The sequence below is a fragment of the Paenibacillus sp. L3-i20 genome, assembly GCF_022180385.2.
Taxonomy (GTDB): domain Bacteria; phylum Bacillota; class Bacilli; order Paenibacillales; family Paenibacillaceae; genus Pristimantibacillus.
In genome coordinates, this window is record NZ_BQME02000002.1 from 1,333,593 (window position 1) to 1,347,630 (window position 14,038).

General features: G+C 41.3%; 14 protein-coding genes. All 14 read right to left on the reverse strand.

Translation table 11 applies throughout. The annotated features are described in order from the left end of the window. Nucleotides 1–28 precede the first annotated feature (28 nt). The 14 genes from MFF31_RS19720 to aroB all read right to left on the reverse strand — a co-directional run bounded on the left by MFF31_RS19720 (nt 29) and on the right by aroB (nt 14,037). Complete coding sequence (locus MFF31_RS19720) at nt 29–1,201, reverse strand: hypothetical protein (protein ID WP_238190254.1); 1,173 nt, start codon at nt 1,199–1,201, stop codon at nt 29–31. 385 nt (nt 1,202–1,586) lie between these two features. Beyond that, entirely contained in the window at nt 1,587–2,174 is a 588-nt protein-coding gene (locus MFF31_RS19725; protein WP_238190255.1) for a histidine phosphatase family protein, read from the reverse strand. A gap of 38 nt (nt 2,175–2,212) precedes the next feature. Continuing rightward, nucleotides 2,213–2,821: an anti-sigma factor family protein gene (locus MFF31_RS19730; RefSeq protein WP_248565540.1), complete on the reverse strand. Its 609-nt coding sequence runs from the start codon at nt 2,819–2,821 to the stop codon at nt 2,213–2,215. Next, a complete protein-coding gene (locus MFF31_RS19735) occupies nt 2,818–3,411 on the reverse strand; it encodes an RNA polymerase sigma factor (protein ID WP_238190257.1) in 594 nt (197 codons plus the stop codon). The genes MFF31_RS19730 and MFF31_RS19735 overlap by 4 nt, the downstream gene beginning before the upstream one ends. 381 nt (nt 3,412–3,792) lie before the next feature. Then, complete coding sequence (locus tag MFF31_RS19740) at nt 3,793–4,884, reverse strand: prephenate dehydrogenase (protein ID WP_238190259.1); 1,092 nt, start codon at nt 4,882–4,884, stop codon at nt 3,793–3,795. A 10-nt stretch (nt 4,885–4,894) separates the two neighbouring features. Beyond that, nucleotides 4,895–5,986 (reverse strand): histidinol-phosphate transaminase, encoded by a 1,092-nt coding sequence (gene hisC / locus MFF31_RS19745; protein ID WP_238190261.1) that lies wholly within the window; start codon nt 5,984–5,986, stop codon nt 4,895–4,897. Between the two features lie 138 nt (nt 5,987–6,124). Beyond that, a complete protein-coding gene (gene trpA / locus MFF31_RS19750) occupies nt 6,125–6,934 on the reverse strand; it encodes a tryptophan synthase subunit alpha (RefSeq protein ID WP_238190263.1) in 810 nt (269 codons plus the stop codon). A gap of 1 nt (nt 6,935) precedes the next feature. Further along, nucleotides 6,936–8,126, reverse strand: coding sequence for a tryptophan synthase subunit beta (trpB, locus tag MFF31_RS19755; RefSeq protein ID WP_238190265.1), 1,191 nt, complete (start codon nt 8,124–8,126; stop codon nt 6,936–6,938). Next, nucleotides 8,123–8,809, reverse strand: a complete 687-nt coding sequence (locus MFF31_RS19760; RefSeq protein ID WP_238190267.1) for a phosphoribosylanthranilate isomerase — start codon at nt 8,807–8,809, stop codon at nt 8,123–8,125. The genes trpB and MFF31_RS19760 overlap by 4 nt, the downstream gene beginning before the upstream one ends. Continuing rightward, a complete protein-coding gene (trpC, locus tag MFF31_RS19765; protein WP_238190268.1) occupies nt 8,806–9,603 on the reverse strand; it encodes an indole-3-glycerol phosphate synthase TrpC in 798 nt (265 codons plus the stop codon). The genes MFF31_RS19760 and trpC overlap by 4 nt, the downstream gene beginning before the upstream one ends. Continuing rightward, on the reverse strand, nt 9,593–10,636 hold the full coding sequence (gene trpD / locus MFF31_RS19770) for an anthranilate phosphoribosyltransferase (RefSeq protein ID WP_238190270.1): 1,044 nt from the start codon (nt 10,634–10,636) through the stop codon (nt 9,593–9,595). The genes trpC and trpD overlap by 11 nt, the downstream gene beginning before the upstream one ends. A 1-nt stretch (nt 10,637) precedes the next feature. Then, nucleotides 10,638–12,203 (reverse strand): anthranilate synthase component I, encoded by a 1,566-nt coding sequence (trpE, locus tag MFF31_RS19775; protein ID WP_238190272.1) that lies wholly within the window; start codon nt 12,201–12,203, stop codon nt 10,638–10,640. Between the two features lie 362 nt (nt 12,204–12,565). Then, a complete protein-coding gene (aroH, locus tag MFF31_RS19780) occupies nt 12,566–12,937 on the reverse strand; it encodes a chorismate mutase (RefSeq protein ID WP_238190274.1) in 372 nt (123 codons plus the stop codon). Then, complete coding sequence (gene aroB, locus MFF31_RS19785) at nt 12,934–14,037, reverse strand: 3-dehydroquinate synthase (RefSeq protein WP_238190276.1); 1,104 nt, start codon at nt 14,035–14,037, stop codon at nt 12,934–12,936. The genes aroH and aroB overlap by 4 nt, the downstream gene beginning before the upstream one ends. Nucleotide 14,038: the final 1 nt, after the last annotated feature.

Below are 14,038 nucleotides of genomic sequence, written 5' to 3' on the forward strand. Positions count from 1 at the left end.
CTATCAAGTTGATGTACAAAAGTCAATGCTAAAGTGCTTCTTGCCCATCCAGTTTCAATCCACTCCCGGATACAACAGCATTACCTGCTTTTGTCATTCGAATGACCGTCCCATATAGCGGGTGCTCACCTATCCGTAGCAGTCCTATATGCATCATCATCTTAAGTATTCGTTGCTCAAGAATGGAATCCACATCGTCGTAGAAATACACTTTAATGAACGGACTCAGCACAGACTTAACCGATTGTACAGTTACCCATTCTTCAGACAATGCTTGAATCCAATGCACAAGCGACAATAAATTCGTAACTGGCATCTTATAGAGCTTTAACCAGTAACGGTACAATCCATCAAGCTCAGTTGTGAACGATTTTTGCAGCTTGGCTAAGCCAATGTCTGTAACAGTTAGTTTTTCTTCATTCTCACTTATGTATTTTGCGTTGTAGCAGTAATCATACAGCAGTGAAAATCGATCTGGGTAGTGATTGAAATGACGACCATATCCAAATCGCCAAGCTCCTTTTGCCGGAAGCTCTTCCACTACACCCATTTGATCAAGCAACTGCTGTGTAAATCGTTTGTACATCGAACCATCTGAAGTGAGCTGAATCTCGTTTTGATATACATAATGAAGTAAATTTTTCAGATCGTCAGTAATAAGCTCCTGTTCATCCCGATAGATTGGAGGTTCATCAGTATATTGCAACTGTTCTGCAAATCTTCTCCTCAGCGTTTCCCGAAATCTAGCTTTCAAGTCATTCGGTACTTGGAACAAATATCTGCTTGGGCCACTAAAGCCGTTAAAAAGCCAGCCTTGATGTTTAAACCTAGCGATAATTTCCCTTGGGCTAAGAGGCGGCGGTGGTGGGACAACTTTTTTCTTACTCTTTTTTGGTTTGCTGACCACTTCGGACTCTTCTATTATCTTTTCTTCACCGAACCTGCTCTGCTGTACCCGGGCAACCAAATCCTCAAGACTATACGATTGTCTTGATTCAAATAATAAAGAGTTTAAAAACCGTAAATCTTCAAGCTTCATATCGCTAATTTGTTCTTCGAACACATCATGTCTACTGATTCGTGACAGTATAGACTGAATGAGCTCATTTTTCGAATTCCCGTTACACTCGCATCGATACACGCCAGCAATTTTACTTAGCTGTCCAATATCTGCATAACTTAGCATATCCGATAAATTCATAGCACTCCCCTTTCTGCAGAACTCTGACAACTGCCAGCTTCTAAAGCGAGGTTTTACTACTATTATTGGATAATTCAAACTTTTCATACCCGACTTAACTTATTTATTAGGAGATCTATCACCAATTTTTTCTTTACAACAAATTAATAAAAAACTAGTAAAGTAAAATTGTAGCGTAAGGTGCAATAGGTAGTTGACGAATTGCATGTAATTAAGAAGGGGGATTGTTATATAAAAACGATTGAGGAATATTAGAGGGACGTTCTACAAAGCACTTTTGGTGCGACAGTTTATGGACAGCATAAAAAATTACGCTAAGCCATTCTCCTGACGACACCAGTGCAATTTGTAAATCGCAATAATCCAGTTAGGGAATTCGTATATGTTATGCCAAATGAGCTTCTAAATGTTTTGTACAGTTATGAAGTCGAAGTAACCAGCTATTATCTTCTCTCTCCAAAATCGAATAAGATAAGTTACCAAGTTTAGTATCCTGTAAATCGGCACACATCACCTGTAGCATTCGAGCGATAAAGCTACCATGTGATACGATGAGAATATTCCGTCCTGCTTCGTTTTTCATTAAATCTTCGATGGCTTCAAGACCTCGAATGCTGACTGCTTCATCTGATTCTCTGCCAACGCTTTGCTCACGCCAGTCAGAGCCATATCGTTGTAGCCTTTCTGACTCAGTTGTTCCTTCAATTTCTCCGAAAGCGCGTTCTCTTAACCGAATATCAGCCGCCAATAATGGTATTTCCAATTTCTCCGCAATAATTTTTGCTGTTTCATGTGCTCTCATAAGATCACTTGAAATAACGGCATCCCAAATCGCATCTTCTCCACTTAATCTATTTGCTAATGCTCTAGCTTGAGAAATACCTTCTTCATTTAATGGTATATCTGTTTGTCCCTGAATAATTCCTTTTGCATTCCAATCTGTCTGCCCGTGTCTCACTATACCAATTAACAATTCGATTTCTCTCCTATCTCTCGTTGGCAATGCAATGATTAGTTTCGAGTCCTTGACAACCAATTCAAAATTAATAGTGCCATTATAAGTCCTAACATAGACAATGCTACATAATATTGAGGAAATGTAGGAATAACCGTTAGTACAAATGGATCACTTATACTTGCAACTGGAACTTCAGCATAATTGCCTGTAGTGAAATCCAAGTCATCACCAGATGCGTTAACTGCATCAAATATTCCTGTTAACTGCTCCATCTCTTCCTGATGTGATACTTCTTTACTATCAAACAAGAATATAAAAAAGGCACAAGCGAACATCGCCATACATCCAGCAATTAAAAAGGCAATATTTCGTCTGAAAGATTTAGAGAATTGATAACTTTTGCTAGCTATTGGTAAATACCAAGATTGCTCCAAATAGATGCGATCCATAACGTTGCGATTCACTTGTTCTGATGTCCCTATATCAATTGTATCACTGGAATATTGACGAATCAATTGTTCGCTCTCCTGCCAAAACTGAAATTCCTGCGCACATTGTTCACAATCTATTAAGTGAGCCTCAAGCAATATTTTTTCGGTATCGTCCTCGGACATATCACCATATGCACTGAACCATAATTCAGCTTCTTCACATTTCATCACGTGTTCACCCTCTCAAATTCCTCTGCCATCGGCATATGTCCGAAATAAGGCTCCAGCTGTACCTTTACGCTGGCTCTTGCCCGGAATAACAACGATTTCACTGAACTGACAGATTGACCCAAAATATTCGCAATTTCCTGGTAATCAAGCTGTTCATATTCTCGAAGAATTAGCGCCGAGCGTTGTTTCTCGGGTAAGCTATTTATGGCATCTCTAACCATTGTCATCCGCTCATTTTTTAACAGGCGGTGCTCAGGTGCAGAATCCAGCGCCGCAATAGGTTCAAACCCTGCTTCATCAAGCGATACATTCGCCGTTTTCTGTTTGCGTAATTCACTCAGCACCGTATTACGTGCGATAGTGTATAGCCACGTCGAAAAAGAAGCGTCCATTTCACGGAATGAATGTAAACTTCGATACGCTTTATAAAACGTCTCTGAACACAAGTCCTCAGCCAAAAGCTCAAGTCTTGCACTTTTCAACATATGAAAAATAAAAGCCAATATCTTACGCTGGTAACGTCCCATCAGTTCGGAGTACAGCTCGACGTTGCCATCCTTAATTTCACGAATTAATTGGGAATCAGTCATGACAGGCGAACCTCCTCCGCCTGCAATTCATTTCTGGGTCTCTAGTACGTTGTACTAATCCAGAAACAAAAAGTTGCGGTCGATATCATTACTTTTTTTACAAATAAAACACGAGTAGTAATGTATTCGATTTCGAACTTCAAATTCCTTCTTCTTTCGACAAAAGGCTCATAATACTTCAATTAACTGTCAAATCAATTGTTTCTGGTCAAAAAAAAACCACTCCGAGGAGTGGACAGCGCTCATGTTGAGCACTACATGTATTGGATAGGAGTGGAGAGAAACCATACTGTACTCTCATTATATGTATACGCTTCCATTTTGTCAATAAGCGTTTTCATGCCCACTTAAGGAAACATGAAAACGTAAATTTATCATTTTTTACTGATGAACTGAATAACCTAATCCATTTAATAATACGATAGCTTGGTCCAAATACTCTTGATTACGGAAAGAAAGCCTCAAAATGCCCGGCACATCTTCTCTGCTCTCAATAATTTGAAGGTTGCTAAGATTAATTCGATTATTACCCAACTCACTAGCAATCTTTCCAATAATACCTGGATGATCTGGCACGTCTACGTAACAATCATAGACGGAATGTATCATTCCTTTTCTTCTCTCAGGCATTCTGCTTCGGAAATCTCCAGCTTTTTGGAAAGCTTCTTCAATGGAGCTGCCATCCTTTTCTTCCAGCATGCGAACAAACTCATTCATTCCCAAGCTCCAGTCCTTAAGCAGTCTCATTAAGACAGAACGATTATCGATAAGAATATCTCTCCATAAAGTAGGGTCTCCTGAAGCGATTCTCGTTATATCACGGAAACCCCCAGCAGCAAGTGATTCATATAAGTCATTTCCTTCATTGTAGCCACGTACTTGATTGACAAGTGCAACTGCAATAATATGTGGAAGATGGCTAATTGCGCCTACGATATCGTCGTGGGCGTCCGCATCCAGCTTTACAATATTTGCTCTTGTATGAGATAACAGATCAGTAAGGCGCTCAACTGCTTCTGGAGGTGTCGATTCATCAGGTGTAAGCACGTAGAACGCATTTTCGAGCAAATGATAAGACGCTGCCTCTACACCTGTACGTTCAGAACCCGCCATAGGATGGCCACCAATAAAGGTTGCGTTGTTTAGTTGCAGAGATCTCGCAAACGCAGCAACTGATGACTTTGTGCTCCCTACATCCGTAACAATACAGCCATTCTTCAAGTTGCAGTCATTTAGCTTGTCCATATATTCTTGCAGATTGCCTACCGGCACGCACAAAAAAATAAAATCTGCTTGCTCGGCTGCATCCTTGATGGATGTAGTTCCAACATCAACTACACCCCTTTGTACATATTTCTCCACGGAGGACTGACGATTGGAAAATCCGATGACGTTAATTCCCGGCTTACCCTTTAAGCAGAGCGCAATCGATCCTCCTATAAGTCCAACTCCAAATATCGCTACATTGATCATAACCTTTTATTTACACCGTCACTTCCTGCAATACCTGCTCTAGAGCAACTATAAATTGCTTGTTTTGCTCAAGGGTACCAATTGATACCCGTATATGATTTGGATAATGTGTCCATCTTGATCGAATAATGATGCCCCGGTGCAACAACGCTTGAAATATTTCGGGAGAAGGACGTTTAACATCTACCATTACAAAATTACCGTTCGCTGGGAAATATGTCAGGCCCAGTCTGTCGAATTGCTCAGATAAATATCGGATACCTTCTACATTTTTCTCGCGGCAGTAAGTTATAAATGCATCATCTGCTAATGACGCTTTTGCAGCAGTTTGTGCCAATCTAGTTGTATTAAACGGTTCACGCACTTGATTAATAAATCGTACAACATCTGGATGACCTATTCCGTAGCCGATTCGAAGTGCTGCAAGTCCATATATTTTTGAAAATGTACGAAGCACAAGTAAATTAGTATAATCCTTAAGCATACTTACTCCGTCGCTATAGTCGGCATCATAGACAAATTCACCATATGCTTCGTCAAGCACGACAAGTACGTGTGCAGGTACTGACTTCATAAAAGATGACAACTCATGATGTGTGACGATTGTACCTGTTGGATTGTTAGGATTACAGATCCATACAATTTTTGTCTTATCCGATACTTTGGACAACATTGCAGGCAAGTCATGTTTTCCGTCCTTTAAAGGCACTTCTACTATCGTTGCGTTTTCGATTTCTGCATTATGCTTATATTGAGAAAACGTTTCGTCAGCCATTATCGTTTCATCACCTGGCACTAGAAATGCTCTTGCAGTCATCAAAATAATATCGCTAGATCCTGTTCCAAAAATTAAAGCATCGGTCGATACATTTAGCTTATCAGCAATAGCTGCTGTAAGTTCAACACTTGCTCCGTCTGGGTATATATTGCAATTGGACATCTCTTCAATCATTGCACTCTTCGCGTTGTTTGAGAAGCCATATGGGTTTTCATTAGATGCTAGCTTAATGACCTCACTTAAACCAAGTTCTCTTTTTACATCTTCAACCGGCTTACCAGGTTGGTATACGGGCAGATGGATTATATTCGTTTTTGGCAACATTTGTTATTCACCTCATCAATTTTCATAAGTCGTTATTTACACTGTCATTCATTGTCTCATATATGCAAATCGTTTTAAAGTATTTTCACAAAAACAAAATCCTCCCACTTCTGGGAGGTCGATGTAAAGTTTGAATTGTTACCCTTTAAGTCCAGCGACAAATTGTCCGATTTGATTGAGACCTTGTTCACGCGTGTCCGCATTTTCTAATAACAATTGCGCTTCCTCGATCTGGCGGACGATAGCACTTCCAACTATGACTGCGTCACATACGCCCTCGAATCGTTTTACTTGGTCCCTGCTCGAGATACCGAAACCTATGCCGATTGGTAAATCCGTGGCTTCTCTTACAGTCGCTAAGAAAGAATCTATATCACTATGGAAGTCAGTTCGGACGCCAGTTACTCCAAGTGAAGATACGCAATAAACAAAACCACGTGCTTTTTGAGAAATGCGTGTAACTCGATCCTTTGAAGTTGGTGCAACTAAAGGAATGAGATGAACATTGGCAGCTTCAGCCATTGTACGCACCTCTTCATCTTCTTCAATAGGTAAATCCGGTATAATTAACCCGCTAATTCCTTTGGTCTGAATCAGAGCAAAAAACTTCTCTAATCCAAATTGCAGCACAGGATTAAAATAAGTAAACAAAATAAGAGGAATTCGAACACCCTCTTGACGTGCACGATCTGCCATCTCTATGCAATTCAGAAGCGTAACCGTTGTTCCTCTTAACGCACGCTCAGAAGCACGCTGGATAACAGGTCCATCTGCTAAAGGATCAGAATATGGAACACCGAGTTCAATCATATCAGCACCTGATTGTTCCAGTTGCTTGATGATAGCCAATGTACTATCTAAATTGGGGTCTCCAACAGTAATAAATGGAATTAATGCTGTTTTTCCCTCGTCTTTCAGTCTAGCAAATGCTGCATCGATGAGATTCATCCTATTGACCTCCCAAGTAACCCATTATGGCTTCAACGTCTTTGTCTCCACGACCAGATAAACTAACAACAATCACTTTATCCTTATCAAGTGTTGGTGCAAGCTTGATCGTTTGAGCTATCGCATGAGCGGATTCCAAAGCCGGTATAATGCCTTCCTTACGAGACAAAAGCTGGAGCGCTTCAAGTGCCTCTGCATCAGTAATTGGGACATAATCCGCACGACCAGAATCTTTTAAGAATGCATGTTCCGGGCCTATACCTGGGTAATCAAGACCAGCAGAAATCGAATGGGCAGGCTGAACTTGTCCATGATCATCTTGCAGTACGTAGCTGAATGAACCTTGGAATACACCATGACGTCCCTTAGTCATTGTTGCTGCATGTTCTGTTGTTTCTACACCACGTCCCGCAGCTTCAACACCAAGCAGCTTAACACCTTCATCTTGCACAAATGGATAGAAGATTCCCATAGCGTTGCTTCCGCCCCCAACCGCAGCGACAACATAATCTGGCAGTCGTCCTTCTTCTTTCAATATTTGTGCCCGTGCTTCATCACCGATAATACGTTGAAAATCACGTACCATCATTGGATAGGGATGCGGACCTGTTACGGAACCTAAAATATAATAAGTGTCGGTTACATGACTAACCCAGTAGCGTAACGTTTCGTTGCAGGCATCCTTTAACGTACGTGTTCCAGAAGTTACCGGCACTACTTCAGAGCCAAGCAAATTCATGCGAAATACATTTAATTGCTGGCGCTTCATATCTTCTTCACCCATAAATACTTTACATTCCAAGCCAAGCAAAGCAGCAATTGTCGCTGATGCTACACCATGCTGTCCAGCGCCCGTCTCAGCAATAATTTTCGATTTGCCCATACGTTTAGCAAGAACGCCTTGTCCAATTGTATTATTTATTTTATGTGCACCGGTATGGTTCAAATCTTCACGCTTCAAGTAAACCTTTGCTCCGCCAAGATGTTCGGTTAAACGCTTAGCATAATAAAGTGAAGTTGGGCGGCCTGAATATTTGTATAATAACTCACGCACTTCTTGTTGAAATTCAGGATCTTTAGAATAATGCAAGTATGCTTCCTCAAGTTCTAGCAGTGCGTTCATTAACGTCTCGGGAACATATCTTCCACCGAATTTGCCAAATCTTCCGTTACCATCTGGTACTTGTGTCATGTCTCTATCACCCTTCTTACAAATAATTTGATTTTGTCGATGTCTTTGCGGCCATTACTCTCAACTCCACTTGATACATCGATTCCGTCTGGCGAATAATTGCGTACAAGTTCCTGCACATTATTCGAATGTAATCCACCTGCTATATATAGTGGAAGGCCATAGCGTCCCGCTTCTTGCTTATAGGACGCTATCGCTTCCCAATTGAATGGTTCACCTGTACCTCCGCCTGGAGCATCTATCAATATAGCATCGACGCTGTCATTGTAACGAAGCAGTCTCAAAGCTACATCATTGATGTTAGCATCAGATTCAATTTCAACTAGATTCGGTTGTACTGCAAAAACTTTCCACACTTGTTTTTCTGGGTATCGTTTTTTTAACTCTTTACAATAATCTGGAGTTTCATCGCCATGCAATTGAATAACATCAAGTGGGGCTTCAGTCAAAATGTCACCGATTTCTTCGATTGTTGCATTCAGGAACACACCTACTGCTTGAGGACGTACGCCATTTGCTGTTTTCAGCTTGTGTAACGCTTGAATAAGTTCAGCAGCTGTCTCTTTATTTACTTGACGTTTACTTTTTGCAAAAACAAATCCTACCTCATGAATAAGTAAACCATCCATCTCTGAAATGGTTTCTGCGTCCATTAAACCACATATTTTGATACGTGGACTCATTCCTTCACCGCATCCATGAGATCCTGAACAGCCTCGCTAACATTGGAATGACGCATAAAATGTTCACCTATCAGAACGCCATGAGCTCCAATAGATTGTAAATAGGTCATATCGGACCTTCCAGCAATTCCACTCTCGCTTATAATCGTAGCATGTTTTGGTATCATTCCAATTAATTGTTCTGTTGTTTTTAAATCTGTTACGAATGATTTCAAGTTTCTATTATTAATTCCGATCAAAGAAGCTTTACCGAGCTCCAGTACTGTCTCTAGCTCTTCCGCATCATGAACCTCTACGAGTACATCCATCCCAATCGACCTTGCAAGATCGTGAAACTCAGAAATTTGGTTTTTTGTCAGTATGGCTGCAATAAGGAGAATAGCATCTGCACCGATAGCTCTGGCCTCGTAAATTTGTCGATAGTCTATTGTAAAATCTTTGCGAAGCAGCGGTACTTGAACTGCTTCTTTAACTTGCATCAAATATTCATTCGATCCTTGGAAATATTGTTGATCTGTTAAAACAGAAATACAATCCGTTCCTGCCGCTTCATATGCAGATGCAATTGTTACTGGATCGAACTCAGGTCTTATTAGTCCCTTAGATGGCGAAGCTTTTTTCACTTCAGCAATCAATCCCATATTTCTCTTGCGACGAGGAAGTTGCAACGCAGCTTCGAAACCTCTGCAAGGGTCCATTCCTGCAATCTTCACTTCATATTCGGACAAATGAAAGGTTGAGGCTAGCACCTCGACTTCTGCTCTTTTCGTACTCACAATTTTATCAAGAAACATGCGCTAACTCTCCTGTCATTTTAATAAGATCATTTAATTTAGTGAAAGCTTTACCAGAATCTAGCACTTCCGCAGCTATAGAAACACCTTCACGTGGAGATTCGGCCAGTCCTCCAACATAAATGCACGATCCCGCATTAGCAAGTACGATATCTCTGTAAGCACCTTGTTGCTCACCAGTAAAGATATTACGAATTATGGCAGCATTAACCTCAGGAGCTCCGCCAATTACTTCTGAAATATCCCAGCGTGGCAACCCTAAATCCTCAGGTTCAATATCATATGTTGTAACTATGCCGTTCTTAAGCTCCGATATTTGTGTAGCTGCGGAAATGCTAACTTCATCAAGTCCATCATGACTGCTAACGACAAATGCATGTTTTAATCCTAGCTCTCCAAGCACCTCCGCAATCGTACCCGTACGTGAACGATCATAAATACCAAGCAATTGTCTATCGATGGGTGCAGGATTAGCTAATGGACCTAACATATTAAAAATTGTACGTATGCCAAGTTCTCTCCTAGGTGCAGCAACATGTTTAAGTGAAGGATGATATTGTTGAGAGAACATGAAGCAAATTCCAATTGCAGAGAGACACTTCGAAGCTTGTTCTGCTGTTAATGAAATACTAACACCTAAAGCTTCCAACACATCTGCGCTCCCCGTTTTACCAGAAATAGCGCGATTGCCATGCTTGGCAACCCGAATGCCTGCTGCTGCTGTTATGATTGACGATGCAGTAGATATGTTAAATTTATGAATGCCTGAACCACCAGTACCACAGGTGTCCATCACACCTTCAAAATCAGTTTGAACTTGATTGGAATATTGCCTTATAACTTCAGCGAATCCCGCAATTTCATCCCTTGTTTCGCCTTTCATACGGAGTGCTGTGGCAATGGCGCCAATCTGAGCTGGAGAAGCATCGCCATTCATGATCATCGTCATAACCGAGTTAGAGTCTGATCTGCTTAAATGCTGACCACTGACCAGAAGGTTCAATGCCTGTTGAATTGTTATTGTCCTACTCATCTTAACCACGCCCGCCTTTCATTTCAACATCATAATCCGAATTAATGGCAACCATCACGGGTTCAACCGCAGCTTTACGGAAACTTAGCTCTGCAGCACGAATCGCCTTCAGCATTCCTTTTGCTTTATTAACTGTTTCTATATATTCACTTTCAGGTACGGAATCCCACACGATCCCAGCTCCACTTTGGACATATGCTTTGCCGTGTTTGAAAATAATTGTTCGTATTGTAATACATGTATCCATCGTACCGCCAAAACCTAAATAACCGATCGCACCTGCATATGCTCCTCGTGCTTCATTCTCTAGCTCAGCAATAATTTCCATTGCTCTTAGCTTAGGTGCACCAGACACAGTTCCCGCTGGTAAGCATGACACAAAGGCATCAAAAAAGTCTTTATCCTTCCGCAGTTTGCCTGAAACGTTTGAAACGATATGCATGACATGGGAATAACGCTCGATTTCCATATAGGAATCACATCTTACCGTTCCAAACTCTGAGACACGTCCAATATCGTTTCTACCCAAATCAACAAGCATTAAATGCTCCGCACGTTCCTTCTCGTCAGCAAGCAACTCCAGTTCAAGCGCTTTGTCCTCTTCTGGTGTAGCACCTCTTGGCCTTGTACCAGCAATTGGCCTTGTCTCGACTCGATCGTTACTCACTTTAACAAGAGCTTCAGGGGAGGTGCCTACAATAATTTCTTCGCCCATTTTTAAATAGTACATGTATGGAGAAGGATTCATCGTTCTAAGGACACGATACACATGGAGCGGATCAATATCAGTATCTATACTGAATCGTTGTGAAAGAACAACTTGGAATATATCCCCTGAGCGAATGTAATCTTTTGCGCGTTCTACGTTTGAAATAAATTGTTCCTTCGTTAAGTTAGAACTTACTTCACCCAAATCAGGATTAAGCGGTATTGCCGAGCTTGGCGCTACCGCCATTGCAATCGGTTGCTGCAACCTTGCAATAGTTGCATCGATCTTCGCAAGCGCCTGACCGTAAGCGATGGCGATATCACTTTCTGTTGCACCTTGCTTTACATGGACATTACCTACGATTTGGAGTTGCTGTTTGAAATGATCGAATACGATTACTTGGTCGCAGAACATAAATTGCATATCATTCATATTTAAATCATCTACGCGATGAGCTGGTAATTTCTCGTAGTATTGGAGCAAGTCATATCCGAAAAACCCGATCGCCCCACCAGTAAATGGAGGGAGCTCACTGAAAGAAGGACTCCGGAACGAGCGAAGTTTAGATTTCAGCAGCTCAATAGGCTTATCACGCAATATGGTCTGCTCACCTTGAACATCAAGCACCATACTACCATGTTTGCCGTATAGCTTCATAAACGGATCTGTTCCGATGAATGAATAACGTGCCCATTTCGCACCACCCTCTACACTTTCTAGCAGGAAGGCATGATCCTCATTGGCGAAATGTTGAAATAATCTAATTGGTGTCTCTGTATCTGCCATTACATACCTTACGATAGGTATTAAATTGTACGTACCTGCTAACTCATTAATCCTTTGCAACTCATTGGACATGATAACGACCTCCATTTTTCGCAGATCTATTTGTCTGCATTTTGATTGAAGAATAATCTACACATGTCGGAGAGGATTACAAAATAAAAAAACGCCCCCGCCAAAGCAGGAGCGCCTAAATGATGATTCTGAAGATAAGCCTATAACGATAGCTCGTTCACTGTAATGCGGTAAAGCGGAAGAGCCCACAGATAGACTTTCGTCTTTTGTGCGCAAATCAAGCTTTCCCATCAGTAATACGAACCACTAACTCGCTACGCTCATTCCTAAACTCTTCTCATCTCATCTCGGCTAAAAACCCACTCGACTAATCTCACTTATAATTTTAAATATAATTCATTGCATATCCGTACGTCAACCTGTTATTTTATATTCACTAAATCTGGACGAAGCACTTTCGCCCCTGCCAAATATACATGTTGAATCTCAGCTTGCGTTTTATCTGTGTTCACGTGCAACAAAACACGAATACAACGCTTTAGACTTCCTTTGACAGGCACTTCAAGTGCACACATTAGCGGCACATATTCCCAACCTGCTAGTTGCCTTATGCTTTGAGCAGGAAACGTTTCGTCCAAATCATTAGTAACTGTGATCATTACGCTACATATATCCGCAGCTACTAATTCATTCTGGGCAACTACTGAACTTATCATCTCCAAAGTTGCATTTGCGATTTCTTTAGCGTCGTTCGCATCTACGGTGATCGCTCCTCGTATTCCTCGTACGCTCATAGCTCTACGTCCTCTCCTTTTAGTTCCATCACGATATCTCTTACCCATTGCACAGGCACATCAGACTTGATCTCTACTTTCCCTATTGCAGTTGGAACAACAAAGACCATTGTGCCTTCGGTAAATTTTTTATCGTGCATCATGGCAGACATAATGGCATCTACATCGAAATGCTCCGGCAATCGGGTTGGAAGTCCACATTGGGCAAGAACTCGCTTCGTTACCGTATACACTTCTTCAGGAGCTCCATATCGAACTCCCAGCTTAGCTGAACCAACCATTCCGATAGAGATCGCTTCTCCGTGTTGAAGTTCGTTATAACCTGCAACAGCCTCAAGTGCATGCCCGATTGTATGACCTAAATTAAGTATCGCACGGAGCCCATTTTCTCGCTCATCCTGAGATACGACCGAAGCTTTAACACTACATCCATTATGTAGCGCATAACCTAGTGCATCTAAATCAAGTTCAAGCAATTTTTGTGCATTATTCTCACACCAAGCTACAAATGAGGAATCCCATATAAGTCCATGCTTCACAACTTCGGATAGTCCGCTGCTAACATCCCTTGGAGGTAGAGATTGTAATGTATTTAGATCGTATAGAACAAATTCTGGCTGGTGAAAAGCACCGATAATATTTTTGGCTTGTGGATGGTTTACCGCTACTTTCCCTCCGACACTACTGTCATGAGCTAGAATAGTAGTTGGTATTTGTATAAATTTAATACCTCTCATATACGAGGCTGCAACAAATCCAGCAAGATCACCGACAACTCCGCCACCTAATGCAACAATTGCGGATTTTCTATCTAGTCCTGCATCCAATGCTTTTGCAACTAACTCCTCAAGCATTGTAAGTGATTTGGAACCCTCTCCAGCAGGGACGATTGCAGTGGCAACCGAATAACCTCCTTGATTTAAAGAAGATTCCACCTGAGCTAAATAAAGAGGGGCAACATTAGAATCCGAAATAATTAATAGTGGTGACTTTTGTCCGATACCATGCTTTTGAAAATAGGTAGAAACCTCTTTTAAGAGGTTTTCCCCTATATAAATTGGATATGAGCGATCGCCTAAATCAACTAGCAGCTCACGCATC

Bases quoted from the DNA above. Each gene is read 5' to 3' on its own strand.
- trpD (WP_238190270.1), bottom strand. From the start codon at position 10,636: ATGAGTAGGACAATAACAATTCAACAGGCATTGAACCTTCTGGTCAGT.
- aroB (WP_238190276.1), bottom strand. From the start codon at position 14,037: ATGCGTGAGCTGCTAGTTGATTTAGGCGATCGCTCATATCCAATTTAT.
- trpC (WP_238190268.1), bottom strand. From the start codon at position 9,603: ATGTTTCTTGATAAAATTGTGAGTACGAAAAGAGCAGAAGTCGAGGTG.
- trpA (WP_238190263.1), bottom strand. From the start codon at position 6,934: ATGAATCTCATCGATGCAGCATTTGCTAGACTGAAAGACGAGGGAAAA.
- MFF31_RS19735 (WP_238190257.1), bottom strand. From the start codon at position 3,411: ATGACTGATTCCCAATTAATTCGTGAAATTAAGGATGGCAACGTCGAG.
- trpB (WP_238190265.1), bottom strand. From the start codon at position 8,126: ATGACACAAGTACCAGATGGTAACGGAAGATTTGGCAAATTCGGTGGA.
- MFF31_RS19720 (WP_238190254.1), bottom strand. From the start codon at position 1,201: ATGAATTTATCGGATATGCTAAGTTATGCAGATATTGGACAGCTAAGT.
- aroH (WP_238190274.1), bottom strand. From the start codon at position 12,937: ATGAGCGTACGAGGAATACGAGGAGCGATCACCGTAGATGCGAACGAC.
- MFF31_RS19740 (WP_238190259.1), bottom strand. From the start codon at position 4,884: ATGATCAATGTAGCGATATTTGGAGTTGGACTTATAGGAGGATCGATT.
- MFF31_RS19760 (WP_238190267.1), bottom strand. From the start codon at position 8,809: ATGAGTCCACGTATCAAAATATGTGGTTTAATGGACGCAGAAACCATT.
- hisC (WP_238190261.1), bottom strand. From the start codon at position 5,986: ATGTTGCCAAAAACGAATATAATCCATCTGCCCGTATACCAACCTGGT.
- trpE (WP_238190272.1), bottom strand. From the start codon at position 12,203: ATGTCCAATGAGTTGCAAAGGATTAATGAGTTAGCAGGTACGTACAAT.